The sequence below is a fragment of the Halobium salinum genome (genome assembly GCF_026586625.1).
Lineage (GTDB): Archaea > Halobacteriota > Halobacteria > Halobacteriales > Haloferacaceae > Halobium > Halobium salinum.
Genome location: NZ_JAODIW010000008.1, coordinates 792749 through 814102, shown reverse-complemented (window position 1 = coordinate 814102; position 21354 = coordinate 792749). Strand labels below are relative to the sequence as shown.

23 protein-coding genes and 2 tRNA genes are annotated in these 21354 nt (G+C 66.7%); 18 read left to right on the top strand and 7 right to left on the bottom strand.

The genetic code is table 11. From position 1 onward, the window contains the following. Nucleotides 1-3: 3 nt before the first annotated feature. The 3 genes from N5095_RS16280 to N5095_RS16270 all read left to right on the top strand — a co-directional run bounded on the left by N5095_RS16280 (nucleotide 4) and on the right by N5095_RS16270 (nucleotide 946). On the top strand, nucleotides 4-342 hold the full coding sequence (locus N5095_RS16280; protein WP_267624109.1) for a CrcB family protein: 339 nt from the start codon (nucleotides 4-6) through the stop codon (nucleotides 340-342). Beyond that, on the top strand, nucleotides 339-707 hold the full coding sequence (locus N5095_RS16275) for a fluoride efflux transporter FluC (protein ID WP_267624108.1): 369 nt from the start codon (nucleotides 339-341) through the stop codon (nucleotides 705-707). Before N5095_RS16280 ends, N5095_RS16275 begins: the two co-directional genes overlap by 4 nt. Before the next feature lie 71 nt (nucleotides 708-778). Continuing rightward, nucleotides 779-946, top strand: a complete 168-nt coding sequence (locus N5095_RS16270; RefSeq protein ID WP_267624107.1) for a hypothetical protein — start codon at nucleotides 779-781, stop codon at nucleotides 944-946. 237 nt (nucleotides 947-1183) lie between these two features. On the opposite strand, the gene N5095_RS16265 is transcribed toward N5095_RS16270, so the two are convergent. The 3 genes from N5095_RS16265 to N5095_RS16255 all read right to left on the bottom strand — a co-directional run bounded on the left by N5095_RS16265 (nucleotide 1184) and on the right by N5095_RS16255 (nucleotide 2159). Then, a tRNA-Asp gene (locus N5095_RS16265) sits at nucleotides 1184-1256 on the bottom strand. 107 nt (nucleotides 1257-1363) lie between these two features. Further along, nucleotides 1364-1789 carry a group I intron-associated PD-(D/E)XK endonuclease gene (locus N5095_RS16260; protein ID WP_267624105.1) on the bottom strand — a complete coding sequence of 142 codons (426 nt, stop codon included), beginning with the start codon at nucleotides 1787-1789 and terminating at the stop codon, nucleotides 1364-1366. A gap of 297 nt (nucleotides 1790-2086) precedes the next feature. Further along, nucleotides 2087-2159, bottom strand: a tRNA-Asp gene (locus tag N5095_RS16255). A gap of 271 nt (nucleotides 2160-2430) precedes the next feature. Here N5095_RS16255 and N5095_RS16250 point away from each other — a divergent pair. The 11 genes from N5095_RS16250 (at nucleotide 2431) to N5095_RS16200 (ending at nucleotide 14750) form a co-directional block, all read left to right on the top strand. Then, the gene (locus tag N5095_RS16250) at nucleotides 2431-2664 is read left to right on the top strand and encodes a DNA-directed RNA polymerase subunit H (RefSeq protein WP_267624103.1); all 234 of its coding nucleotides are present in this window, start codon (nucleotides 2431-2433) and stop codon (nucleotides 2662-2664) included. Continuing rightward, nucleotides 2661-4232: a DNA-directed RNA polymerase subunit B'' gene (locus tag N5095_RS16245; protein ID WP_267624102.1), complete on the top strand. Its 1572-nt coding sequence runs from the start codon at nucleotides 2661-2663 to the stop codon at nucleotides 4230-4232. Before N5095_RS16250 ends, N5095_RS16245 begins: the two co-directional genes overlap by 4 nt. A gap of 4 nt (nucleotides 4233-4236) precedes the next feature. Further along, nucleotides 4237-6063: a DNA-directed RNA polymerase subunit B gene (rpoB, locus tag N5095_RS16240; protein ID WP_267624100.1), complete on the top strand. Its 1827-nt coding sequence runs from the start codon at nucleotides 4237-4239 to the stop codon at nucleotides 6061-6063. 5 nt (nucleotides 6064-6068) lie between these two features. Continuing rightward, nucleotides 6069-9026 carry a DNA-directed RNA polymerase subunit A' gene (locus N5095_RS16235; RefSeq protein ID WP_267624099.1) on the top strand — a complete coding sequence of 986 codons (2958 nt, stop codon included), beginning with the start codon at nucleotides 6069-6071 and terminating at the stop codon, nucleotides 9024-9026. Continuing rightward, nucleotides 9019-10287 carry a DNA-directed RNA polymerase subunit A'' gene (gene rpoA2, locus N5095_RS16230; protein ID WP_267624097.1) on the top strand — a complete coding sequence of 423 codons (1269 nt, stop codon included), beginning with the start codon at nucleotides 9019-9021 and terminating at the stop codon, nucleotides 10285-10287. Before N5095_RS16235 ends, rpoA2 begins: the two co-directional genes overlap by 8 nt. A 148-nt stretch (nucleotides 10288-10435) precedes the next feature. Then, nucleotides 10436-10690 carry a hypothetical protein gene (locus tag N5095_RS16225; protein ID WP_267624095.1) on the top strand — a complete coding sequence of 85 codons (255 nt, stop codon included), beginning with the start codon at nucleotides 10436-10438 and terminating at the stop codon, nucleotides 10688-10690. A 116-nt stretch (nucleotides 10691-10806) separates the two neighbouring features. After that, nucleotides 10807-11226, top strand: coding sequence for a NusA-like transcription termination signal-binding factor (locus N5095_RS16220; RefSeq protein WP_267624094.1), 420 nt, complete (start codon nucleotides 10807-10809; stop codon nucleotides 11224-11226). Nucleotides 11227-11321: 95 nt separating this feature from the next. Then, nucleotides 11322-11489 (top strand): hypothetical protein, encoded by a 168-nt coding sequence (locus N5095_RS16215; protein WP_267624093.1) that lies wholly within the window; start codon nucleotides 11322-11324, stop codon nucleotides 11487-11489. A 362-nt stretch (nucleotides 11490-11851) separates the two neighbouring features. Then, nucleotides 11852-12280 carry a 30S ribosomal protein S12 gene (locus N5095_RS16210; RefSeq protein ID WP_267624092.1) on the top strand — a complete coding sequence of 143 codons (429 nt, stop codon included), beginning with the start codon at nucleotides 11852-11854 and terminating at the stop codon, nucleotides 12278-12280. Between the two features lie 4 nt (nucleotides 12281-12284). Then, nucleotides 12285-12899: a 30S ribosomal protein S7 gene (locus N5095_RS16205; protein WP_267624090.1), complete on the top strand. Its 615-nt coding sequence runs from the start codon at nucleotides 12285-12287 to the stop codon at nucleotides 12897-12899. 162 nt (nucleotides 12900-13061) lie between these two features. Then, on the top strand, nucleotides 13062-14750 hold the full coding sequence (locus N5095_RS16200; protein ID WP_267624089.1) for an aldehyde ferredoxin oxidoreductase family protein: 1689 nt from the start codon (nucleotides 13062-13064) through the stop codon (nucleotides 14748-14750). Between the two features lie 81 nt (nucleotides 14751-14831). Here the strand turns inward: N5095_RS16200 and N5095_RS16195 are convergent, their stop codons facing one another. After that, the gene (locus N5095_RS16195) at nucleotides 14832-14957 is read right to left on the bottom strand and encodes a hypothetical protein (RefSeq protein ID WP_267624087.1); all 126 of its coding nucleotides are present in this window, start codon (nucleotides 14955-14957) and stop codon (nucleotides 14832-14834) included. A 138-nt stretch (nucleotides 14958-15095) separates the two neighbouring features. On the opposite strand from N5095_RS16195, the gene N5095_RS16190 reads away from it, so the two are divergent. Further along, nucleotides 15096-15449 carry a DUF7536 family protein gene (locus N5095_RS16190; RefSeq protein WP_425499038.1) on the top strand — a complete coding sequence of 118 codons (354 nt, stop codon included), beginning with the start codon at nucleotides 15096-15098 and terminating at the stop codon, nucleotides 15447-15449. Between the two features lie 143 nt (nucleotides 15450-15592). Beyond that, a complete protein-coding gene (locus tag N5095_RS16185; protein WP_267624085.1) occupies nucleotides 15593-15874 on the top strand; it encodes a HalOD1 output domain-containing protein in 282 nt (93 codons plus the stop codon). A gap of 64 nt (nucleotides 15875-15938) precedes the next feature. Here the strand turns inward: N5095_RS16185 and N5095_RS16180 are convergent, their stop codons facing one another. Continuing rightward, entirely contained in the window at nucleotides 15939-17168 is a 1230-nt protein-coding gene (locus tag N5095_RS16180) for a potassium channel family protein (RefSeq protein WP_267624084.1), read from the bottom strand. 435 nt (nucleotides 17169-17603) lie between these two features. Then, the gene (locus N5095_RS16175; protein WP_267624082.1) at nucleotides 17604-18527 is read right to left on the bottom strand and encodes a hypothetical protein; all 924 of its coding nucleotides are present in this window, start codon (nucleotides 18525-18527) and stop codon (nucleotides 17604-17606) included. 197 nt (nucleotides 18528-18724) lie between these two features. Here N5095_RS16175 and citZ point away from each other — a divergent pair, with 197 nt between their 5' ends. Both citZ and N5095_RS16165 read left to right on the top strand, forming a co-directional pair. Then, nucleotides 18725-19870: a citrate synthase gene (citZ, locus tag N5095_RS16170; protein ID WP_267624080.1), complete on the top strand. Its 1146-nt coding sequence runs from the start codon at nucleotides 18725-18727 to the stop codon at nucleotides 19868-19870. A 127-nt stretch (nucleotides 19871-19997) separates the two neighbouring features. Then, nucleotides 19998-20309 (top strand): hypothetical protein, encoded by a 312-nt coding sequence (locus N5095_RS16165; protein ID WP_267624079.1) that lies wholly within the window; start codon nucleotides 19998-20000, stop codon nucleotides 20307-20309. 132 nt (nucleotides 20310-20441) lie between these two features. Here the strand turns inward: N5095_RS16165 and hisH are convergent, their stop codons facing one another. Beyond that, complete coding sequence (gene hisH, locus N5095_RS16160; protein WP_267624078.1) at nucleotides 20442-21107, bottom strand: imidazole glycerol phosphate synthase subunit HisH; 666 nt, start codon at nucleotides 21105-21107, stop codon at nucleotides 20442-20444. Between the last annotated feature and the right edge of the window lie 247 nt (nucleotides 21108-21354).

The following is a 21354-nucleotide window of genomic DNA, read 5'->3' as shown; positions in this document are numbered from 1 at the left end:
CGAATGCAACGCGCCGTTCGGTTCGGGTTGATCGCGGCCGGCGGGTTCGTGGGTGCGAGCCTCCGATACGCGTTCGGTCTCGCCCTCCCGGGGGCGCCGTCGACGCTCGCGGTGAACGTCCTCGGGAGCTTCGCGCTCGGCGCGCTGGTGACGGCGGTCGCGGACGAGCGCGTCCGACTGGTGCTGGCGACGGGGCTCCTCTCCTCGTTCACCACCTACAGCACGTTCGCCGTCCAGACCGTGAGCCTGGGGCCGCTCTGGGGCGGCGCCAACGTCGCCGCCAACTACGCGCTGGGCTTCGCCGCAGCGTACCTGGGACTCAGGGTAGGCGGGCGCCGATGACCACACCGCCGACGGAGGCGCTGTCCGCCGTCGTCCTCGTCGGCCTCGGCGGCGCCGCCGGAGCCGTCTCGCGGTATCTCCTGGGGCAGATCGTCGCCGGTCGCCGGGCGACGCTCGCCGTCAACGTCCTCGGGAGCGCCCTGCTCGGAATCGTGGTCGCCGCCGGCCCCGCACTCGGCGGTCCGACGACGCTCGCGGTCGGGACGGGGTTCTGTGGTGCGTTCACCACCTTCTCCTCGTTCGCGGTCGGCGTCGTGGAGTTGGCCACCGAGGACCGACGCGCCGACGCCGCCGAGTTCGCGGCGGTCAACCTCCTCGCCGCGCTGGGTGGCGTCGGTCTCGGGTCGGCCCTCATCGCTCTCTGAGGCGGCTCCGACGAGAGCGTCCATCCGCCCGAGAAAGGGATATCGGCTGAGACGACGTACTAGCGCTCGCTATGACGACGAGAACCATTGGCAACGTACGGGGGATGCCCGAACTGCCCGACATCGACGAGGCGACGCGGGGGATTCTGCTCTACCTCCTGCTCGCGCTGCTCGCGCTGGCGATTTTCGTCTTCGGGAACCCAGACGGGTTCGTCGTGACGGACTTCCCAGCTCTGTAATAGCTTCCGACGTAAAGCAGTGTGAGCGTTGCCCTGTTTTCGGGGTCGGAAGTCGGACCGGTGGCTCGCCGGTTTGCAGTTCGAGAGAAGCGCCCGGAGCGGGATTTGAACCTCGGTCGTTTCGCTCGCTGACGCTCGCTTCACTCCCTGGTTCGAACCCCTTCAGTGGCGATTCACGGCTCACAGCATCGCGAGCACACGCTACACGGTGCTCGCGGAACCGTTCGCCGGAGAACACGCCCGGAGCGGGATTTGAACCCGCGTCACGACCGTGACAGGGTCGTATGATGGGCCACTACACCATCCGGGCTTCCTGCACAGGTGGCTACTTCGAACGGACAGATAAGCGTTCTCATATGCGGACGGACAGTCGTCGGCTCGGCGTGGACACCCCCATTGGCTGTGAGAACGATACCATCACCGAACCAGTTCTGGAAGGTTCCGAGCAAAGCGGTAGTCCCTCGCGTACTTCACTGAGGGATGGTCGATTGCGGCCTCGACGACCCGGAGATAGGTGCTCTTCTTCCCCGCTTCGTCTGCTGGAATCCAGTAGCAGGTGGTGGTCTCCGCACAGTACACCGCGAACGAGTCGATATCGTCGCCGTAGTCGGTCGTTACCGGGACGCCGTCTTTCGTCGTCTTGCTCCCGGTCTTGAACCGAATTCGCGCCTCTTCCTCGACCCACCCGGTCTTACACTGCACGCGGTAGAGGGAGTCGCCGGCGTCGACGACCAAGTCGTAGCGGTCGTTGTCGCCGAAGGGAACGGAGACGCTGTACCCTCTCGAAATCAGCTCGGCCAGAAGACGCGATTCCGTCTCGTCGCCCCGCTGCTTCGTACTCATACGAACAGCCACACGTGTCGACGCATAACTTCGGGGGTCACTCCGGCTGATGTAGTACGTCTAACGCCGGCCGCTGAGTCGAGTTCGACAGACCTACGCCCGCATCGTGGTTTGAACCCCGGTCGTTTCGCTCGCTGACGCTCGTTTCACTCTTTGGTTCAAACCTACTCGTAGCTGAGTTCGTCGGACCCAGCACCTCGGCTCGGGAGCGCGAGACGTTTCGTCTCGCCGACTTCACTCTCTTTACTCGTAGAGACACCCAGACGGCTCGTTAGGGGGCAGGGTCCGACAGAAGTACGCCCGGAGCGGGATTTGAACCCGCGTCACGACCGTGACAGGGTCGTATGATGGGCCACTACACCATCCGGGCTTCCTGCACTCATCGCTTTGCCGGTGCGATAATTAAGGCTTACCATATCCGGGCCGTGTGAGCCCCGCTACCGGGGTGCGGGGACGAAACGGTTTTACCAGCCGATAACATGCGTCGGAGTAACACGAACCCGGTGGCCGCCCTGGCCGCCGGTCCCCGGTCAGCGACGGCTGACGCCGGGAGTTGACAAGGGTTAAATGGATGCGCCCGATAACTCGCTGTAGTATCTCGTGACAGCCGCTTCTCCCTACAGCCGAAGCCGAACCCACCCATGGTAGACGTAAGCCAACACGAACTCGTCCCGGACCACACCGTCCTCGACGACCCGGAGGAGGTCGAGGCGGTGCTCGAGGAGTACAACGTGAACAAGACCAATTTGCCCAAGATCAAGCGCACGGACCCGGCGCTCCGCGAGACGGAGGCAGAGACCGGCGACGTGGTGCGCATCGAGCGTGACTCGCGAACGGCCGACCGCGCGGTCGTCTACAGGCTGGTGGTCGAATGACCGACCGTCAGGCCCGCCGGAAGGTCTCCCGCGAGTACTTCTCACAGGAACGTCTCGCCGAGCACCACTTCCGCTCGTTCAACAACTTCCTCGGTCGCGGCATGCAGGAGGTCGTCAGCGAGAAGGAGACCATCGACACCGACATCGGCGACAAGGAGGGCGAGGAGCCCGTCTTCGTCGAACTCGGTGACGTACGCATCGTCACGCCGCGCGTCCGCGAGGCCGACGGGTCCGAGGAACTGCTGTACCCGCAGGAGGCTCGCCTCCGAAACATCACCTACTCCGCCCCGGTGTTCATGGAGATGTCCATCGTCCGCGGCGGCGAGGAGGAGGAGGAGGTCGTCGTCGACTCCGCCGAGACCAAGGTCGGCCGGATGCCGATCATGGTCGGCTCCGAGAAGTGTAACATCGCCGGCTTCGACGACGACGAGCTCGTCCAGATCGGCGAGGACCCCGTCGACCCCGGCGGCTACTTCATCGTCAACGGCTCCGAGCGCGTCCTGATGACCAGCGAAGACCTGGCGCCGAACAAGATTCTCGCCGAGTACGACACGAAGTACGGCGACGAGATTCAGGTCGCGAAGACGTTCTCCCAGCGCCGCGGGTACCGCGCCCTCGTGCTCTGCGAACGCAACCGGAAGGGCCTGCTCGAAGTGTCCTTCCCCTCCGTCTCGGGCAGCGTCAACTTCGTGACGCTCGTCCGCGCGCTCGGCCTCGAATCCGACGAGGAGATCGTCCACCGCGTCTCCGACGACCCGGAGATCGTGAAGTTCATGCTGGAGAACCTGGAGATGGCCGACGTCCAGACCGAGGAGGAGGCAATCGAGACCCTCGGGAAGCGCGTCGCCAGCGGCCAGGGGAAGAACTACCAGCTGAAGCGGGCGAACTACGTCATCGACCGCTACCTGCTCCCGCACCTCCACGAGGACGGCGTCGACGAGGAGGAGGTCCGCATCAACAAGGCGTACTACCTCTGCCGGATGGCCGAGGCCTGCTTCGAACTCGCGCTCGGGCGGCGCGAGTCCGACGACAAGGACCACTACGCGAACAAGCGCCTGAAGGTCAGCGGCGACCTGATGAAGGACCTGTTCCGGACGGCGCTCAACAAGCTGGCCCGCGACGTGAAGTACCAGCTCGAACGCGCCAACATGCGCAACCGGAAGCTCACGGTCAACACCGTCGTCCGTTCCGACGTGCTGACCGAGCGCCTCGAACACCCCATCGCGACGGGGAACTGGGTCGGCGGCCGCTCCGGGGTCTCCCAACTGGTGGACCGCACGGACTACATGGGCGTCCTGTCGCACCTGCGACGGCTCCGTTCGCCGCTGTCGCGGAGCCAGCCCCACTTCGAGGCGCGCGACCTCCACGCAACCCAGTGGGGTCGCATCTGTCCCTCCGAGACCCCCGAGGGGCCGAACTGCGGGCTGGTGAAGAACTTCGCACAGGCGATGGAGCTCTCCCAGAACGTGGCGGACGAACAGGGACTGAAACGAGAACTGGCGTCGATGGGTGTCGAGGGCATCCCCGGCATCGAAGGCGTCGACCGAACGACACCCGCGGACGACTGATACAATGGCTCAGGCACGCGAAGCGAAAGTGTACGTCAACGGCAGCCTGGTGGGCACCCACCCGGACCCCCACCAGCTCGCAGAACAGATTCGGGAGGCGCGACGGCGCGGCGACGTCTCCGGCATGGTCAACGTCTCGGTGAAGGACCGAACGCGCGAGGTCATCGTCAACGCCGACGCCGGGCGGGCGCGCCGCCCGCTCATCGTCGTCGAGAACGGCGAGCCCCGCCTCACCGACGAGCACGTCGAGGCCGTCGAGAACGGTCAGCTCGAGTTCGAGGACCTCGTCGAGGAAGGCGTCGTCGAGTTCATCGACGCCGAGGAGGAGGAGGACATCTACGTCGCCGTCGACGAGGAGGACGTCGACGACGACAACACCCACCTCGAGATCGACCCGCAGCTCATCTTCGGCATCGGCGCCGGGATGATTCCGTACCCGGAACACAACGCCTCGCCCCGGATTACGATGGGCGCGGGGATGATGAAGCAGTCGCTGGGGCTGCCGGCGGCCAACTACCGCATCCGGCCGGACACGCGCCAGCATCTGATGCACTACCCGCAGCTCTCGATGGTCAAGACCCAGACCACGGAGCAGATCGGGTTCGACGAGCGCCCCGCCGCCCAGAACTTCGTCGTGGCCGTGATGAGCTACGAGGGGTTCAACATCGAGGACGCGCTCGTGATGAACAAAGGGTCGGTCGACCGCGCGCTCGCCCGTTCGCACTTCTTCCGCACCTACGAGGGCGAGGAGCGCCGGTATCCGGGCGGCCAGGAGGACCGCTTCGAGATTCCGAGCCAGGACGTGCGCGGCGCCCGCGGCGAGGACGCCTACACCCACCTCGACGAGGACGGTCTCGTCAACCCCGAGACGGTCGTCGACGAGAACTCCGTCCTGCTCGGGAAGACCAGCCCGCCCCGGTTCCTCGAGGAGCCCGACGACATGGGCGGCCTGTCGCCCCAGAAGCGCCGCGAAACGTCGGTGACGATGCGCTCGGGCGAGGACGGCGTCGTCGACACCGTGACGTTGATGGAGGGTGAGGACGGCTCGAAGCTCTCGAAGGTCTCCGTTCGTGACGAGCGTATCCCCGAACTCGGGGACAAGTTCGCGTCGCGACACGGTCAGAAGGGGGTCGTCGGTCACCTGGCGCCCCAGGAGGACATGCCGTTCACCCAGGAGGGACTCGTCCCCGACCTCGTCATCAACCCGCACGCCCTGCCGTCGCGAATGACGGTCGGCCACGTCCTGGAGATGCTCGGCGGGAAGGTCGGCGCGCTCGAGGGACGGCGCGTCGACGGAACCGCCTTCCAGGGCGAGGACGAGGAGGAACTCCGCGGCGCGCTGGAGGAGCACGGCTTCGACTCCTCGGGGAAGGAGGTCATGCACTCCGGCGTCACCGGCGAGAAGATCGACGCGAAGATTTTCGTCGGCACCATCTTCTACCACAAGCTGTACCACATGGTGAGCAACAAGCTGCACGCCCGCTCGCGCGGTCCGGTGCAGGTGCTCACCCGCCAGCCCACCGAGGGTCGCGCCCGCGAGGGTGGTCTCCGTGTGGGTGAGATGGAGCGTGAGGTGCTCATCGGTCACGGGGCCGCGATGGCGCTCAAAGAGCGCCTGCTCGACTCCTCGGACAAGGAGTCGGTGTACATCTCCGCGGACACCGGGATGGTCGCCGTCGAGGACCGCGACCGCCGCCGCGTGTACGACCCGGTCACCGGTGACGAGGACAACATCCACGAACTCGAGATCAGCTACGCGTTCAAGCTGCTGCTCGACGAGATGATCGCCCTCGGCATCCGACCGCGCATCGACCTCAAGGACGCAGTCTAACCACAATGGCACTCGACTCACCGAAGGAGCTCGGCGCGATCCAGTTCGGGCTCATGGACCCGGAGACGTACCGCGACATGTCCGCCACGAAAGTCATCACGGCGGACACCTACGACGACGACGGCTACCCCATCGACATGGGGCTGATGGACCCGCGGCTGGGCGTCATCGACCCCGGCCTGGAGTGTCGAACGTGCGGCCAGCACTCGGGCTCTTGTAACGGCCACTTCGGCCACATCGAACTCGCCGCACCCGTCATCCACGTCGGCTTCACGAAGCTCATCCGTCGCCTGCTGCGGGCGACCTGCCGCGAGTGCGGTCGGCTGTCGCTCACCGACGAGGAGAAAGAGGAGTTCTCCGAGAAGCTCGAACGCGCGAAGGAGCTCGGCGAGGACCCCAACGACGTGCTGAAGGCGGCCATCCGGCAGGCTCGGAAGGCCGGTCGTTGTCCGTACTGCATCGACCAGAGTACGGGCGAACCGACCAAGCAGCACGACATCAAACACGAGAAGCCGACGACCTACTACGAGGTTCAGGACGTGCTCTCCGGGGAGTACTCGGAGCTCATCGCGAGCGCGATGCAGCCCGACCCCGACGACGAGGACGACCCGGGCATGGCGCCCCAGGAGCTCGCCGAGAAGACGGACATCCCGCTCGACCGGATCAACCAGATTCTCTCCGGGGAGTTCCGTCCGAAGGCCGACGACCGGAAGGCCATCGAGCGCGCCCTCGACATCGACCTCACCGAGGAGGACATGAACAAGCTGATGCCCTCGGACATCCGCGACTGGTTCGAGGACATCCCGGACGAGGACATCGAGGCCATCGGCATCGACGCCGAGCGCTCCCGACCGGAGTGGATGATTCTCACCGTCCTCCCCGTTCCGCCGGTGACCGCCCGGCCGTCCATCACGCTCGACAACGGCCAGCGCTCCGAGGACGACCTCACCCACAAGCTGGTCGACATCATCCGCATCAACCAGCGGTTCATGGAGAACCGCGAGGCCGGTGCGCCCCAGCTGATTATCGAGGACCTCTGGGAGCTGCTCCAGTACCACGTCACCACGTTCATCGACAACGAGATTTCGGGAACGCCGCCGGCTCGTCACCGCTCCGGGCGCCCGCTGAAGACGCTCAGTCAGCGCCTGAAGGGGAAGGAGGGCCGCTTCCGCGGCTCGCTCTCCGGGAAGCGCGTGAACTTCTCGGCTCGTACCGTCATCTCGCCGGACCCGACGCTCAGCCTGAACGAGGTCGGCGTCCCGCGGCGGGTCGCCACCGAGATGACCCAGACGATGAACGTCACCGAGCGCAACCTCGACCGCGCCCGGCGCTTCGTCAGCAACGGGCCGGAAGGCCACCCGGGTGCCAACTACGTCAAGCGCCCCGACGGCCGGCGCCTGAAGGTGACCGAGAAGAACTGCGAGGAGCTCGCGGAGAAGGTCGAGGAGGAGTGGGAGGTCAACCGCCACCTCATCGACGGCGACATCGTCATCTTCAACCGACAGCCGTCGCTGCACCGGATGTCCATCATGGCCCACGAGGTCGTGGTGATGCCGTACAAGACGTTCCGGCTGAACACGACGGTGTGCCCGCCGTACAACGCCGACTTCGACGGCGACGAGATGAACATGCACGCGCTCCAGAACGAGGAGGCGCGTGCGGAGGCTCGCGTGCTGATGCGCGTCCAGGAGCAGATTCTCTCGCCGCGCTTCGGTGAGAACATCATCGGCGCCATCCAGGACCACATCTCGGGCACGTACCTGCTCACCCACGAGAACCCGCAGTTCTCCGAGACGCAGGCGCTCGACCTGCTGCGTGCGACCAGCGTCGACACGCTGCCGGAGCCGAACGGCGAGACGGAGACCGGCGACCCCTACTGGACGGGTCGCGCGCTGTTCTCCGAGCTGCTGCCCGACGACCTCTCGCTCGAGTTCACCTCGTCGGCCGGCGACGACGTCGTCATCGAGGACGGCCAGCACCTCGAGGGGACCATCGACGAGGACGCCGTTGGGGCGTTCGGCGGGGAGATCGTCGACACCATCACGAAGGTGTACGGCGAGACCCGCGCGCGCATCTTCATCAACGAGATCGCCTCGCTCGCGATGCGCTCCATCATGCACTTCGGCTTCTCGCTCGGAATCGACGACGAGTCCATCCCGGAGGAGGCGAACGAGATGGTCGACGAGGCCATCGAGAACGCCTACGAGCAGATTCAGGAGCTCATCGAGACGTACGCGGCCGGCGAACTCGAGTCGCTGCCGGGTCGCACCGTCGACGAGACCCTCGAGATGAAGATCATGCAGCGCCTCGGCAAGGCGCGTGACTCGGCCGGCGAAATCGCCGAGGACCACTTCGGCGACGACAACCCGGCGGTCATCATGGCCCGCTCCGGGGCGCGTGGGTCGATGCTCAACCTGACCCAGATGGCCGGCTGCGTCGGCCAGCAGGCGGTTCGGGGCGAGCGCATCAACCGCGGCTACGAGGACCGCACGCTGTCGCACTTCCGGCCGAACGACCTCTCCGCGGAGGCCCACGGGTTCGTGGAGAACTCCTACCGTGGCGGGCTGACGCCGAAGGAGTTCTTCTTCCACGCGATGGGTGGCCGCGAGGGGCTGGTCGACACGGCAGTCCGTACCTCGAAGTCCGGGTACCTCCAGCGCCGGCTCATCAACGCGCTGTCCGAACTGGAGGCGCAGTACGACGGCACCGTCCGGGACACCTCGGGCACCATCGTCCAGTTCGAGTTCGGCGAGGACGGCACCTCGCCGGTGAAGGTGTCTTCGAACGTCGAGAACGAGATCGACGTCGGCTCCATCGCCGACCGCGTCATCGACAACGAGTTCACGAGCGAGGAGGAGAAGGCGCGCTTCCTCGGCACGCAGGAGCCGCCGACGAACCTCTCCGAGTACGCCGGGCCGGGCCTGAACAAGGCCGGGACCCAGGAGGTGGAGTCGGATGACTGAGAACCCGACAGCCGACTACGAGCACGTCGACGAGGACATCGAGGCCGTCGTAGAGGACACCGAACTCCCCCGTCGGCTCAAGGACGAAATCTACGGCATCGTCGAGGAGCACGAAGGCATCAGCGTCGAGCAGGCCGACGACATCGCGAAGGCCACGGAGACCCGCTACGTCGACACGCGGGTCGACCCGCTCGACCCCGTCGGTACCGTCTCCGCGCAGTCCATCGGGGAGCCGGGGACGCAGATGACGATGAACACGTTCCACTACGCGGGGGTCGCGGAAATCGACGTGACACAGGGCCTCCCGCGGCTCATCGAACTCGTCGACGCCCGGAAGACGCCCGACACACCGATGATGACCGTCTACCTCGACGACGAGTACGCGGACGACCGCGAGCGCGCCCACGAGGTCGTCTGGTCCATCGAGGCGACGAAGATTCTCGCGCTCGGGGACGTGTCGACGAACGTCGCGGACATGGTCGTCCGCGTCGACCTCAACGACGAGACGCTCCAGGAGCGCTGGCCCCGCGAGGACGACGTGGGCGAGATCGCCCAGCGCATCGCCGACACCATCGAGGACGCCCTCGGCGTCGAGACGCGTCGGCAGGGAACCGTCATCCAGTTCGGCCCGGAACAACCGAGCTACCGCGAGCTGCTCCAGCTCGTCGAACAGCTCCGCGAAATCGTGTTCAAGGGCATCGAGGACGTCACCCGCGTCGTCATCCGCAAGGAGAAGCTCGACGACGGCGGCGAGGAGTTCGTCCTCTACACCGAGGGGTCGGCCTTCGGCGACGTGCTCGACATCGAGGGCGTCGACGGGACGCGCTCGACGACGAACAACATCCACGAGGTGTACCGTAACCTCGGCGTCGAGGCCGCCCGCGAGGCCATCATCAACGAGACGATGGACACGCTCGAAGAGCAGGGGCTCGACGACGTGAACGTCCGCCATCTGATGCTGGTGTCGGACATCATGACCAACCGCGGTACCATCGAGTCCATCGGTCGCCACGGCATCTCCGGCTCGAAGGAGTCCGTGCTGGCCCGCGCCGCCTTCGAGGTCACCGTCAACCACCTGCTCGACGCGGCCATCCACGGCGAACTCGACGACCTCGACGGCGTCATCGAGAACGTCATCGTCGGGAAGCCGGTCGCCATCGGCACCGGCGACGTCGACCTCAAGATGGGCTCCATCGGCGGCGGCACCGCCAAAGAGGTCACCGACGGCGGGGAGTCCGAAATCGAGCCGGCGGACGACTAGCCGGCGCTACTGCTCTCTCCTCTGGAACGTCCCAGCAGCGCCGTTCCCGTCGGGCGTGTCTCCGCCGAGTTGCGAACGTTTATCCCCGTCTCGGAACGGAGACAGACACGATGGTGTCACTACTCCTCCGACCATCGGGAGGCCGCTGATGGGCTGGCAAGACATGGTGTTCCTCCTCGGCGCCGGCATCACGGTCGCGGTTCTCTACCCGACGCTCCGGAGTCCGGCGGCGAGTATCCCGTGGGCGACGAGCGTCCCTGCCGCGCTTCTGAAATTCGTGTTCGGTGTCACGTTTTTCACGATGGATATGCTGCTGTCCGCTGTGGGGATGTTCGCCGCGGGGGGGATGTGGGCGTTTATCGCACTCCTCAGACACCCCACAATCCCGAATCCGGTGTCGTAGGCGGCTCTCTCGGACGTCTTCCGGGAACCCCCCCGAGGAAACGCCATCCGAACCCACGCCGCTCGGCCGACACCCACACGTACCCCCGTCGCCTCCTACTCGGCAAGGACACCGCGATGAAGGTCACGCTCAGCGACGACGCCCGCCAGTACCTCGGCTTCTTCGAGGAAGAGACCGGCGCGACCGCCACCGACTGTCTCGTCTACGAGGACCGTCTCGTCCTGCTCGTCGCCGCCGGCGACATGTCGACGGCTATCGGACCGGGCGGACGGACGATTCGACGCTTCGAGGAACGGGTCGGTCGCGAGGTCGACCTCGTCGAGAACGCCGACACGCCGACCGCGTTCGTCGAGAGCGCGCTCGCGCCTGCCGCCGTGAGACACGTCACCATCAGCGAGCAGGGTGACCGGGTGGCGTACGTCGAGGTCGACGAGGCCGACCGCGGCGTCGCCATCGGGAAACGGGGCCGTAACATCGAGGCCGCCCGGAAACTGGCGCGTCGACACCACGAAATCGACGACGTCCAGCTGACGTAGCCGAGGGTTTGGGTTCCGTTACTGCGGTGGTAACTGGCCGTAGACGGGGGCGTAAGGGTTCTATAACTAACCAGTTGGGTGTGATACGACAGGGTATGTCTCAGCCGTCAGTATCCGTCGACTGCCCGTCCTGTGCGGAGGACGTCCCGATTCCGCTCCCGGTGCCCGACGGCGGGAAACTCGATGGAAACGACGAAATCCACGGGAAAGACGTCGTGTGTGCCTGCTGTGGGGACGAGTTCGAGTTGCTGTTCTATCCGTAGTACGACCCGCGTCAGCGATAGTCCCTGCCGGGGGCACTTTCGCCGGCGGTCGCCGCTGACCACACGTGTCGCCGTCCCGTCGAGGTGCTCGTGGGGCCGGTGCCCGTCCCCGTCGACCGCTCGCCGAGGTGTCGCTACGCGCAGCGTGGCGGCGACGACGGGACGGCTCCTGCGGCGTGGCGGTGACGATAGGACGACTTCTCCTGACCGCACGGGCGCGGAGCGTCCCGTAGGAACCGTCGATTCTGACCCCACGAAACGGCCTCAGATTCCTCCTCGAGGGTCGCTAATCGGACCTGCGGCCGTCTCGCCGAATCCGAAAAGGGAGGCTTAAGTAGCTCCGTCAGGAATCAATGGCTACTATGCCAAACGGGAAGTATGCGGCCCGCAAGCTGAAGAAGGACCGCCAGAAGCGCCGGTGGTCCGACTCGGAGTACGCCCGACGCGAGCGAGGGCTGCGCAAGAAGTCCGACCCCCTCGAGGGGGCGCCGCAGGCCCGCGGCATCGTCCTCGAGAAGGTCGGAATCGAAGCAAAACAGCCGAACTCGGCCATCCGGAAGTGTGTCCGTGTCCAGCTCATCAAGAACGGGAAGCAGGTCACCGCCTTCTGTCCGGGCGACGGCGCCATCTCGTTCATCGACGAGCACGACGAGGTCACCATCGCCGGCATCGGTGGCGCGAAGGGTCGTGCCATGGGTGACCTCTCCGGTGTCAACTACAAGGTCGAGAAGGTCAACGGCGTGTCGATGATCGAACTCGTCCGCGGCAACGCGGAGAAACCGGTCCGATAACACAATGAGCGACGCAGAAGCCCCCGAACCCGAGGCGCCCGCGAGCAGCGAGCAGGCCGACTCCAACGCCCTGCTGTTCGAGAAGTGGGACGTCTCGGAGATCGAGTTCAACGACCCGAGCACGAAGCGCTACATCAACGTGACGCCCATCGCCCACACGAGGGGTCGCCACGCGAACAAGCAGTTCCAGAAGTCCCAGATATCCGTCGTCGAGCGGCTCATCAACCGCCTGATGCAGAAGGAGGACAACACGGGACACAAGCAGAAGACGATGAACATCGTCCGTGACGCCCTCGACATCATCCACGAGCGCACCGAGGAGAACCCGGTGCAGGTGCTCGTGACGGCCGTCGAGAACGCCGGCCCGCGCGAGGAGACCGTCCGCCTGAAGTACGGTGGCATCTCGGTCCCGAAGGCCGTCGACGTCGCGCCCCAGCGTCGCGTCGACTCCGCCATCATGTACCTCGCCGAGGGGACGTACAACGGCTCCTACAAGACGAAGACGAGCCCCGCCGAGGCGCTCGCGCGCGTCGTCATCGGCGCGGCCGACTACGACGTCCAGTCGTACGCCATCAGTCAGAAGGAAGAGAAAGAGCGCGTCGCCGCCGCGGCCCGCTAACGCCGCGACGACGCGACCCGCGAGCGGTTCTGCGGTCTCTCCGTTTCTCCTGCCGTCCGACGCCGAGCCGCGGTGCTCGTCGCGGAGTCGCCCGGGACTATCCGTGCTCCCGTCGGTAGTCGGTCACGAACGTTTATCGGGGTGTCATCGAAACCCTACGTCATGCACCACGCACAGGGGCCGCTCCTCACGGTCGACGTGAGCGAGCGGACGGCCGAGACGGAGGACATCGACGACGTCCTCGCCGGATTCATCGGCGGACGGGGCGTCGGGACGAAGCTCGCGGTCGACCGAATCCCGACCGACGTGGAGCCGCTCTCGCCGGCGAACCGCGTGTTGTTCACGACGGGTCCGCTCCAGCACTCTCAGATGTCGTTCACCGGGCGGATGAACGCCACGAGCGTCTCACCGCTGACGGACGGACTCTGTTCGACGAACGCCGGCGGGTTCATGTCGCGCAACTTCACGGCGACGGGGTACGGCGCCGTGGAGATTACGGGCGCGAGCGACGAACCGCTCGCGCTGCACGTCACGGACGAGGGCGTCGAGTTCGAGGACGTGCCCGACCTCGAGGGCGCGCTGACCTCCGAGGTCTCGACGTACATGGAGGAGGAACACGGTCTCGACGAGGACGCCGTCGCCTGCATCGGCCCCGCGGGGGAGAACCTCGTGCGCTTCGCGTCGATTATGACGACGGAGAACCGAGCGTTCGGCCGCGGCGGATTGGGTGCCGTCTTGGGTTCGAAGGGCGTCAAAGCGATAACGTTCTCCGGCGACGCCGACCCCGTCGAGTACGACTTCCCCGACGTGACCGGCGAGGTCCACCGCGAGGCGGCGACCAGCGACAACATCATGAAACGGCAGGGGACCGCCTCGATGACCGAGTACGCGAACAAGGTCGAGGCGCTCCCCTCGTACTACTTCTCGGAGCTCTCTTTCGAGGGCGCGGAGGGGATATCCGGCGACCGCGTCGAGGAGAAGAAGTACCGGAAGGGCACCTGCTCTGCGTGTGCGTTCGCCTGCAAGCTCCCCACCCGCGACGAGGAGTCGGGGCTGGAGACCGAGGGACCGGAGTACGAGACCGTGATGGCGTTCGGCTCGAACTCCGGTGTCGACGACATCGTGTCGGTGATGAAGTCGAACGAACTCTGCGACGAACTCGGGATGGACACCATCTCCGCCGGCGACGCCGTCGCCGCCTACCTCGCGAGCGAGGACGCCTTCGGCGACTCCGAGCTGATACACGAGACGGTGGAGAAAATCGCGCACCGCGAGGGTGTCGGCGACACGCTCGCCGAGGGGGTCGCTCGCTGTCACGACGAACTCGGCGTCGAGGATTGGACGGTCAAGGGACTCGAGTTCGCCGCCCACGACGGCCGGAAACTCAACGGCCAGGGGCTCTCCTTCGCGGTCGCCAACCGCGGCGCCGACCACATGTACTCGACGTTCTACGCGCTCGAGTACCCGCTCGTCGGCCGCGACCAGGCGATGAACCCCGAGGGGCTGGAAGGGAAGGCAGCACGCCTCGTCGAGCGCGAGAACCACCACGCGGTTCTCGATAGCGGCGTCGTCTGTAAGTTCTCGCGGGACTTCGTCACCGACGACCGGCTCGCCGCACTGCTCGACGCCCCGTTCGAGGAACTGATGGACGTGGGCGCACGCATCGTCGAACTCGAACGCGCGTTCAACAACGCCCGCGGGTTCGACCGGAGCGACGACCGACTCCCCTACGAACTCGAGGGGCTCGATGCGGCCATCGACGAGTACTACGCCGCCCGCGGCTGGAACGACGACGGCACCGTTCCCGGCGGACTGAGTGGTGGTGGTGACGTGGCGAGCGCAGACGACTGAGCGCCACGACGAGCACGCGTCTATGCGTGCTCGTCTCGCCGACGCGGTGACGGGTGCGACCGAGCGCAACGACGGCCGCGGTCACCCGTCCCGGTCGCCCCGGGTGAACTCCTCCCGGTCGTCCGGCTTCCAGCGCCGGCCAATAACCTTCTCGAACACGTACTGCTTGGCGTCGTCAGCGAACATCCTGATGGGTTCTTCGTTCATACGACATCGAACGACAACCGACATGCAAAAGAACTACCCGTATATCGTATCTCACACTTTCTTACGGTCCAGGGGAATCCGGCCCCGTCGACAGCGGGAACCGACGGCGCTTAGTCGCCCGAACCCTACCTCACGGCCGTGAGCGAGAGCGACCACGGCGGGAGCGACAGGGGCTCCGGAGCGCCGCGGACGGAGACCGACGGCGAGGGGTCGGCGCCGGGGCGCCCGGGGACGGCTCGACTGGCTCAGGCCTTGGACGTGCCTCGGAACGCGCTCGTCGGCGTCGTCGTCGGCGTCGCCCTCGCTGTCGTGTTGTATCTCGTGCGCGTGCTGGAGCTGTTCGGTCCGTTCGCCGGGACGCGGGAGTTTCCCCTGCTCGGGCCAGAGGGGTGGTTCCTCCTGCTCGCGTTCGTCCTCGCGACGACGACGGCGATGCTCGTGGCCGCGCTGTTGACGGTCGTCTCGCTGGTCTCGCTGGTTCGACGCGGCTGACCCCGGCCGTCGACGGGGAGCCGACCGAATTCGGCGGTCTCGACCCGGCTCGACGGGGAACGCCGTCCTGCGGGTCGGTATCAGCCGTGATACTGGGTGCCGAACCGATATATGTGGTCACCAAGAAAGACTGGCCGAGCGATATGTCACGTAGCGACTCGCGAGGGCGGACCGGGGTGATTTATCGGGCCGAGTACGGAACCGAAGCCGGTGACTTGAGCGTCGACATCGCACAGGGTGTCGCGGCCGTCCGCGGGGAGGACCCGGCGTCGTCGTCGTTCGTGCTCGCCGAGCACGTCGACTCGGACGCCATCGACGCGCTCGCGGGGTCACACGGCACCGACTGGCGCTTCGACATCGACGTGGCGGACTGTCACGTGACCGTCCACGGGAACGGAACGCTCGTGGTCCGGCCGTCGCGCTGACGCGTCGCGCCGGCCCGGGTCGCGTCGTGCCGGTCCCCGTTGTGCCGGCTCGCGTCGTCGGTGACTAGTTGTCGTCGTCGTATTCGCGAGGGTTGCCGGCGAGCTCGCTCATCGCTTCGGCGGCGGCGCGGGTCCCCTTCGCGATGACGAGGTCGCCGGCGTCGAATCGGGTCGACGCCCCGGGCGAGACGACCCACTCGCCGCTCTTGCCGGTCGGCTGGTCCGGCCGGCGGACGGCGATGACCCGCATCCCCGTCCCGGTGCGAACCTCGCTGTCGGCGAGCGTGGCGCCGTCGAGGTCACTCCCCGCGCCGACGGAGATGCGGACGATAATCTCGTCGGACTCCTCGACGGCGGCGGCGACGACGGGGTGGGCGTCGATACCGCGGAGGACTCCCTCGCTGATCTCCAGCGCGGCGTCGCTGATGACCTCCGTCGCGGTCGCGAGGTGGACCAGTCCGCGGAGTTGGACGGGGTCCTCGACGCGGCTCGCGGCCTGGAGGGTCCACGCCTCGAAGCGCGACTGGAGCTGGTCGACCTCCGTCTCGAGTTCGCGGACCTCCTCGGCGACGCCCTCGCTGTCGAACAGCATCGCGCCGTAGGCGAGGTCGACGGCGACCTCGCTCATGTTCTTCATGAGGACGATGGCGTCGACGGCGCGCTCCAGGTCTTCGATGGTCGGCTCCGCGAGCACGGGGGTGTTGTACTCGGCGCCGGTGACGCTCTCGTACACCGTCGAGAGCCCCTCGTCGGTCCCCCTGAGAAGCACCACGTCGCCGGGTTCGAGAACCGTCTCGAAGTCGGGGTTGGTTATCCAGTCGCCGCTCCGGCGGATGGCGATGACGCGGACGCCGGTTTCGGTCTCCATGTTCACGTCGCCGAGCGTGCGGTTCGCGTAGGGGGAGTCGCGGGCGACCCCGGCGCGGACGAGGGTCTCCGCGGCCTCGGGCATCGCCGCCCGGAGCGCGTCCGGCAGGCCGATGTCCTCGAGGACGATTTTGGCGATGTCGCCGGCGGCGTTGCTGATCTTCTCGGCGGCGGCGACGACCCCGAGGACGGGCGCGAGTGCCTCGGCGTCGTCGGGGGTCCGAGCGGCCATCAGGAGGCTCATCCGACCCTGCATCTGGAGTACGTCCATGCGCTCTTCGAGTTCGAGGACCTCCTCGGCGATTTCGTCGCTACCGTGGAGGACCGCGGAGTACGCGAGGTCGATCAGCAGCTCGGCGGTGTCCTTCATCTCCGCCAGCACCTCCTTGACGCTGACCGGTTCGTACTCGACGTCCTCCGGTTCCATGGATCCGGCTTCTCGCCCTCGTGGGAAAAGGGTTGCTTGGTGGGGGGGAGATGCTGTTTCGGTATCGAGAGGCAGTGATTCGGGAACGACGACTGTGGTCCACGGAAGCCCCCGGGCGCTCGTCGCCTGCGACTCGCTGCGCGCTTCGCTCCCTCACTTCGTTCGGTCGCTACAGTGCTTGCGTCGTCCCGAGAAGTGCCGACGGCACTTCTCGTGGGCTCACGAGACGCTGTGCGTCTCGTGAACGTCTCGGCTGACGAGCGCCCGGCCCCTTCCGAAGTCCCACCCGATGCCGGCCTGTTGGCCGGTTGTTAGCCCCTCGTTGCTCGGTGAGGCACGGAGTTGAACTCCTTCCGGAGCGAGAGCGACCGGTAACAGGGCGCGTCGGTGGCGCGGCGCTCGTCATCGGAGACTACGTTCGGCGAGCCAACGATCTCACCCGTCGCTCCCTGCACTCTCCGGCGGGTACGCTAAATCGCGCCACTCGAACTTCGTGAGGCTGATGAGGATACCGCCGTACTGCGGCACGCGCTGCATCACGTACTGCGTCGGGTAGTAGCCCGCCTCGGGGACGACCTCGGGCAGGGCAACGTCGCCGCGGACCGTTCCCTTCAGCCCGTTGAGGAATTTCCGGGTAATCATCGGCTCGACGAACGTCATCTCGCCGACGCCGTCGCCGTCGAGGTCCGAGACACCCCAGATGAGTGTGTGGGTGAACTCCGCGCCGCCGAGTTCGGGCGTGGTGGGGTCGAGCAGGTGCTCGCCCATCTGCGGGACGATTTCACGGGGTGCGCCGAGCGCACCGGCGGTGACGTACCCCTCGGGCATCCGCTCGTCGGGGATGTCGTACTCGGCGATGCCGGGGCCGATACCCTTCACCGTCTCCTCGGGAATCGTGTAGAAGTGCACGTCGAAGTGCGGCGTCATCCACGGGCCCGGCGGGTGGCCCATCGGCCCCCAGTCGAACCCCATCACGGTGAAGGGGGTGTCCCCGACTTCGGGGAAGTCGAGCCAGTAGCTCGCGCCCACGTGCTCGCCCTCGCCGTGGCCGCCGTCGCCGTCCTCGCCGTGGTCGCCCTCGGTCGGCGGCTCGAACGTCGCCAACCCCTCGTCGCTCAGGTAGACGCCGAGGTACGAGGGTCGGCCGTCGGCGCAGACCCGCGCGACCGTCTGGAGGTCCACGTCGCCGTCGCCGTCGAGGTCGACGCCCTCGCCCCAGTGGAGGCGTGCGTGCTCCTTCGCCCTCCCTGCGGCGGCCGCTGGTGAACTGAGGAGCGAGACGCCGAGAAGTGAGACGCCGGCCGCCTTGAGGGCCGTGCGCCGTCCGATACCGTTCGATGCGCTACCGCGTGGTGACATGCTGTGGTCTCCGACACGTTGTCACGTCGGACGAGGAGATAATCCTATCCCACCGATACGTGCTCGCACACGGCTCGTAGAGGAGGCCGACGTCGGGAGTCGAGCCGACTGGCGGACGGGGAGCGAGACCGACAGTCGCCAGCAGGAACCCGGGTAAACGATAACGCTTTTTTCATCAGGTCCTGAACCGTCTGCGTATGTCTGACGAACTGAAGCGAGGGCTCGAGGGCGTGCTTGTGGCCGAGTCCGAGCTCAGTCACATCGACGGGGACGAGGGACGACTCATCTACCGGGGGTACGAGATCGAAGACCTCGCGCGCGACGCGACCTACGAGGAGGTGCTCTACCTGCTGTGGCACGGCGAACTGCCGGAGCGCGACGAGCTGAAGGCGTTCTCCACGTCGATGGCCGAAGAGCGCGAGCTCGACGACGTCGTCCTCGACACCGTCCGCGACCTCGCCGAGGCCGACGAGAACCCGATGGCGGCCCTCCGAACGGTCGTCTCGCATCTCTCCGCGTTCGACGAGGACACCACCTTCGACGCGGAGGGCGTCACCGACCGCGAGGCCAACGTCCGCAAGGGCCGGCGCATCACGGCGAAGATTCCGACGGCGCTCGCGGCGTTCAATCGCGTTCGCAACGGGAACGAGCCGGTCTCCCCGCGCGAGGACCTGAGCCACGCCGCGAACTTCCTCTACATGCTCAACGACGAGGAGCCCGACGACGTGCTCGCGGAGACGTTCGACATGGCGCTCGTGCTCCACGCCGACCACGGGCTCAACGCCTCGACGTTCTCGGCGATGGTCACCGCCTCCACCCTCTCGGACCTCCACTCGGCGGTCACTTCCGCGGTGGGCACCCTCGCCGGCTCGCTTCACGGCGGCGCCAACCAGAACGTGATGAAGATGCTGAAGGAGATCGACGACAGCGACCTCGACCCGAAGGAGTGGGTCGACACCGCCCTCGACGAGGGTCGGCGCGTCGCCGGCTTCGGCCACCGCGTCTACAACGTGAAGGACCCCCGCGCGAAGATTCTCGGCGAGAAGTCCGAGGAACTCGGCGAGGCCGCCGGTGACCGCCGCTGGTACGAGATGAGCGCCGCCATCGAGGAGTACATGGGGGAGACGAAGGGACTCGCCCCGAACGTCGACTTCTACTCGGCCTCGACGTACTATCAGATGGGCATCCCCATCGACATCTACACGCCCATATTCGCGATGTCCCGCGCCGGCGGCTGGATCGCCCACGTGCTCGAACAGTACGAGGACAACCGGCTCATCCGACCCCGCGCCCGCTACGTCGGCGACGAGGACCTCGAGTTCGTCCCCCTCGACGAGCGGTAAGGCCGGGCTCCTCCGCCGCCGTTCGTCCGTCACTAAGGCCGGTAGGTCCTGCCTACCGCGCCCCTAACCGTGTGGTTCGGTACCGCGTGGCACAATACTTATCTTTCCGTTCGTGCTTCTCTAGAGCATGTCCTCGACAGAGCGAAGTATCGACACGTACGCCGACCGAGTGAAGGAGCGCGCCCAGAAGGCTGGCATCGACAAGGGCCGCGTGAAGGAACGCGCACAGAAGGCCGGCATCGACGCCGACCGGATGAGCGAGGAGTGGCGCGACCAACTCGGCGACGCCGTCCTCGACGTGACCCACGAGTACTTTGGCAAGCAGTACAAACGTCGCCGCCGCGAGGACCTCGCGAAGGCGTTCGCCGGGGGAGTCGTCGCCGGCGTCGTCCTCGCCGTCCTCGGCCGGATGTACGTGAAGGGCGGCGAGAACGAGTAGCGAGGCCGCCCCGCGGCCGCCTCTCCCGTTCGACCCTCCCCTGCTCGATTCCACCGACCGACGAGACGGCGATTCTCCCCGACGAACCGACGACAGCTTCGACCGACGGGACAACGACCCGACGAGCCGCGCCTACCGCTCCGCGCAGTATTCGACGAAGTTTCGGAGGATGCGCAGGCCCGTCTCGCCGCTCTTCTCCGGGTGGAACTGCGTCCCCATCACGTTGCCCGCGTCGTTGGCGACGACCGAGGGGAAGTCGACCCCGTAGTCGGTCGTCGCGAGGACGGCGGCTTCGTCCTCGGGTTCGGCGTAGTAGGAGTGGACGAAGTAGGCGTACTCCCCGTCCACTCCCTCGACGAGCGGGTGGTCGCGTTCGACCGACAGTTCGTTCCACCCCATGTGGGGGACCTTCTGTCCGCCGCGGAAGCGGACGTTTCGTCCGGGGACGAGGTCGAGTCCGCGTACTTCGCCCTGCCCGGCGTGGTCGGCCTCCTCGCTCGAGGTGAGCAGCATCTGCATCCCGAGACAGATGCCGAACACGGGGACGCCGTCCTCGGCGGCCGCGACGAGGCGGTCGCGGAACGGGCCGGCGTTCTCCATTCCGTCGCCGAAGGCGCCGACACCCGGCAGGACGACTCCGGTCGCGTCGTCGAGGGCGGCCGGGTCGTCGGTCACCGTCACGGCGGCGCCGGCGCGCTCAAGTCCCCGGGTCGCACTGCGGAGGTTCCCGAGTCCGTAGTCGACGACGACGACTTCGGCGAGCGTCTCGTCGGTCGGCCGGGGTGCACTCGTGCTCATGGAGGTCGGTAGCGGGCGCCCGCGCAAGTCAGTTTCCGTTCGGGCAGGCGTCCGGGCGAGGACGACGAGTGTGCGTTCCGGCCCGTCCGGCCCCGTTCGCGGAGCGACCCGCCGCAGGTCGGTGCCGTCCGCGGAATCCGGGCCCTATCGGGAGCGACGGGGGACCTGTCGGCTCGTCGGGTGTGTAGCCTCCGGAGAGGCGCTCGTGTAAGCCGTGTGCCGTGGTGCCATCTGTCGATTGTCGCCT

What these genes read in the sequence shown, in the direction of transcription:
- citZ (WP_267624080.1), top strand. Translation starts at nt 18,725, where the DNA reads ATGTCTGACGAACTGAAGCGAGGGCTCGAGGGCGTGCTTGTGGCCGAG.
- N5095_RS16205 (WP_267624090.1), top strand. Translation starts at nt 12,285, where the DNA reads ATGAGCGACGCAGAAGCCCCCGAACCCGAGGCGCCCGCGAGCAGCGAG.
- N5095_RS16260 (WP_267624105.1), bottom strand. Translation starts at nt 1,789, where the DNA reads ATGAGTACGAAGCAGCGGGGCGACGAGACGGAATCGCGTCTTCTGGCC.
- rpoA2 (WP_267624097.1), top strand. Translation starts at nt 9,019, where the DNA reads ATGACTGAGAACCCGACAGCCGACTACGAGCACGTCGACGAGGACATC.
- N5095_RS16165 (WP_267624079.1), top strand. Translation starts at nt 19,998, where the DNA reads ATGTCCTCGACAGAGCGAAGTATCGACACGTACGCCGACCGAGTGAAG.
- N5095_RS16180 (WP_267624084.1), bottom strand. Translation starts at nt 17,168, where the DNA reads ATGGAACCGGAGGACGTCGAGTACGAACCGGTCAGCGTCAAGGAGGTG.
- N5095_RS16215 (WP_267624093.1), top strand. Translation starts at nt 11,322, where the DNA reads ATGTCTCAGCCGTCAGTATCCGTCGACTGCCCGTCCTGTGCGGAGGAC.
- rpoB (WP_267624100.1), top strand. Translation starts at nt 4,237, where the DNA reads ATGGCTCAGGCACGCGAAGCGAAAGTGTACGTCAACGGCAGCCTGGTG.
- N5095_RS16175 (WP_267624082.1), bottom strand. Translation starts at nt 18,527, where the DNA reads ATGTCACCACGCGGTAGCGCATCGAACGGTATCGGACGGCGCACGGCC.
- N5095_RS16270 (WP_267624107.1), top strand. Translation starts at nt 779, where the DNA reads ATGACGACGAGAACCATTGGCAACGTACGGGGGATGCCCGAACTGCCC.
- hisH (WP_267624078.1), bottom strand. Translation starts at nt 21,107, where the DNA reads ATGAGCACGAGTGCACCCCGGCCGACCGACGAGACGCTCGCCGAAGTC.
- N5095_RS16200 (WP_267624089.1), top strand. Translation starts at nt 13,062, where the DNA reads ATGCACCACGCACAGGGGCCGCTCCTCACGGTCGACGTGAGCGAGCGG.
- N5095_RS16280 (WP_267624109.1), top strand. Translation starts at nt 4, where the DNA reads ATGCAACGCGCCGTTCGGTTCGGGTTGATCGCGGCCGGCGGGTTCGTG.
- N5095_RS16195 (WP_267624087.1), bottom strand. Translation starts at nt 14,957, where the DNA reads ATGAACGAAGAACCCATCAGGATGTTCGCTGACGACGCCAAGCAGTAC.
- N5095_RS16210 (WP_267624092.1), top strand. Translation starts at nt 11,852, where the DNA reads ATGCCAAACGGGAAGTATGCGGCCCGCAAGCTGAAGAAGGACCGCCAG.
- N5095_RS16185 (WP_267624085.1), top strand. Translation starts at nt 15,593, where the DNA reads ATGTCACGTAGCGACTCGCGAGGGCGGACCGGGGTGATTTATCGGGCC.
- N5095_RS16275 (WP_267624108.1), top strand. Translation starts at nt 339, where the DNA reads ATGACCACACCGCCGACGGAGGCGCTGTCCGCCGTCGTCCTCGTCGGC.
- N5095_RS16250 (WP_267624103.1), top strand. Translation starts at nt 2,431, where the DNA reads ATGGTAGACGTAAGCCAACACGAACTCGTCCCGGACCACACCGTCCTC.
- N5095_RS16225 (WP_267624095.1), top strand. Translation starts at nt 10,436, where the DNA reads ATGGGCTGGCAAGACATGGTGTTCCTCCTCGGCGCCGGCATCACGGTC.
- N5095_RS16235 (WP_267624099.1), top strand. Translation starts at nt 6,069, where the DNA reads ATGGCACTCGACTCACCGAAGGAGCTCGGCGCGATCCAGTTCGGGCTC.
- N5095_RS16220 (WP_267624094.1), top strand. Translation starts at nt 10,807, where the DNA reads ATGAAGGTCACGCTCAGCGACGACGCCCGCCAGTACCTCGGCTTCTTC.
- N5095_RS16245 (WP_267624102.1), top strand. Translation starts at nt 2,661, where the DNA reads ATGACCGACCGTCAGGCCCGCCGGAAGGTCTCCCGCGAGTACTTCTCA.